2 protein-coding genes are annotated in these 2,563 nt (G+C 40.8%); both read left to right on the top strand.

The window, feature by feature from the left end:
- The first annotated feature begins 225 nt into the window (after positions 1-225).
- Complete coding sequence (locus ACT3TU_RS13925; protein ID WP_192524198.1) at positions 226-924, top strand: response regulator transcription factor; 699 nt, start codon at positions 226-228, stop codon at positions 922-924.
- A gap of 76 nt (positions 925-1,000) precedes the next feature.
- Positions 1,001-2,506: a sensor histidine kinase gene (locus tag ACT3TU_RS13920; RefSeq protein ID WP_192524199.1), complete on the top strand. Its 1,506-nt coding sequence runs from the start codon at positions 1,001-1,003 to the stop codon at positions 2,504-2,506.
- The last annotated feature ends 57 nt before the right edge of the window (positions 2,507-2,563 follow it).

Below are 2,563 nucleotides of genomic sequence, written 5' to 3'. Positions count from 1 at the left end.
GCATTTGGTATTGCACTTCATGTGTTAATCTAAGATTTGGTTAATAAAGATTAATTTTTAGAAATAACACTGATTGTCGATAGGACTTATCATACGATAATGCTAGGTTACGAACCTTTATGAACCATTAAGAAAGGTAACGATTGTAGCTTATGACTATAAAATAGTCTGATAATACTCTTATCAAAGATAGTAACGATATTATTAACGCGCTAAGGAATGGACATGCCAAAGATCTTGTTAGGAGATGATGACGAGGAATTGACTCAGTTATTACAAGAGTACTTAAATAATCATGGCGTCGATTGCGACTGTGTTTATGACGGCGCGGCGGTCATTGAGCGCTTGCAAACGCTAAAGAATGACGCTGTCTATGATTTACTAGTGCTCGATATTATGATGCCAAAAATGGATGGCTTAAGCGTATTACGTCAGCTACCGAGTATCAGCAAAATACCTGTCATTATGCTGACTGCCAAAGGCGATGAGATTGACCGTATTATTGGCCTTGAGCTGGGCGCTGATGACTATATTACTAAGCCTTGTAACCCCCGTGAGCTACTTGCGCGTATCAATGCGGTGATTAAGCGTACCCAAAATAGCACTGCTAACCCATCGCTTTTAGAAGATACGGCATTACCTGAGAGTCGCCTATATCTAGATCCAAACCAGCGTCTTTGTCAAATAGATGGCGTAGAGCTACAAGTGACAGGTACAGAGTTTGATTTGTTGCTGACCTTGCTCAAGCAAAAAGGAGAAGTCGTCAGTAAAGACTGGCTGTCCGAGCAAGTGCTACAGCGAGAGCTGCAGCCGTTTGATCGCAGCCTTGATGTCCACGTCTCACGCTTACGTAAAAAGTTACAGCCTTTTCATGATGAGCCAATTAAAGCGGTGCGTGGTAAAGGCTATCAGTTAGTGATTTAAAACCTTTTAATAGCTGATTTACTGGCTATTTATTCAACAACAATCCTCTAAATAGCACTCATTTTGTTGAAATTTTATGATAAAAAAACCACTGTCTAAGATTCGTTTAACGCTATTCTGGCGTTTGTTTCTCAGCCTATTATTGGCCATTTTATTTACCGCCCTCTCCTCTATTTTGATTGAGCGCTGGTTGAATGAGCGTGCTTTAAATGCGCGAATGGAGGTGCAAATTGAGCGTCTGTTAATCAAACGTGAGTTAGTGGTGGTCGCTTTACAAACAGGTGAGATACAAAGGGTTCGGCAACTGTATCAAGATGATCGCGGTTTTATGAATCAAATCAGTATCTATGATGAGCAAGGCATGCTTGTTTTTCCTAAATACAATCAAAGGCAACACCGTAAAGGAAAATATCAATCAAATTTTAGAGATAACATAGCCCCTCAAAACCTGATGGCTGATAAACCGACCAAAAATGAGGATAGAGGCAATCCTGATCTTATCAACACGATTATAAATATTGATCAGCTCCGCAAAATAGCAGATACCCCTGTCACTTTGCCAAATGGAGAAACGCTGATTATTCAACTGCGTCCTAACCTACCCTTTAACGAAGTAGTTGCCTTGCAACGTGGCAACTTTGAGGTACGTTTTCTACTCATTATAATATTTAGCACCTTAGTTTGTGCTTGGCTTAGTCGTACTATGATTAGGCGTATGCGCCATGTCCAACATACGGTTCGGCAACTGATCAACGGCAATTATCAGACTGACCCTAGTCTAATTAATCTTGGCTCTGATGAATTGGGTCTACTGGCAAAAGATGTTGCCAAGCTAGCTGATCGATTGGTTGATAGTGAGTTGGCACGCAAGCAGATGTTGAGTGATATCTCCCATGAGCTGCGCTCGCCCCTAGCACGTCTTGAAGTGGCAACCGAGCTGACCCGAGACTTTGCGCCGAATGCTGAGCGTTATCTGGATCGTATTGATAAAGAATCTACCCGTATGAATGAGCTTATTGAACAAATTATTCATATTCAGTCCTTACAAATGCAGCAATACAGTATGATTGATTCAGAGAAAGAACAGGTAAATCTGATTGATTTAATTAGTGACATTAGCCAAGACGTTCGTTTCGAATTTCAAAATAAAAACGTAACGCTTGAGTGGCAACCTTCTATTAATGAAGAAGATTATTGGACGTTTGGCAATCATAAGCAACTACATAGTGCCCTTGAAAATGTGATTCGTAATGCTTTTATTCATACGCTCAATGATTCAGCCGTGACCATCAAATTAGTCCAAATTAAGCAAGATCATCGTATATCCGCTGTGCAAATTAGCGTAGCGGATGAGGGCCCCGGTATCGCTGATGAAGATGTGCTGCGGATATTTGAGCCTTTTGTGCGTCTTGACTCGGCACGCCAGCGGCAAACGGGCGGTTATGGATTGGGGCTTGCGATTGCTCATGCAGTGATAATAGCTCATAAAGGTAAGATTAAAGCTTATAATAGGACAGACCATCAAAAAGGCTTAGTCGTGCAAATTGAATTGGCGTCTTTTATAGGTTTATTAAAAGTTTAAGACAAGATTTTAAGACAAGTCAAGTAAGGTACTTCATGCAATCACCTATTCAGATAG

It is taken from the genome of Psychrobacter sp. AOP3-A1-26 (assembly GCF_052378235.1).
Classification (GTDB): Bacteria; Pseudomonadota; Gammaproteobacteria; order Pseudomonadales; family Moraxellaceae; genus Psychrobacter.
This window is presented reverse-complemented; position numbering and strand designations above follow the sequence as displayed.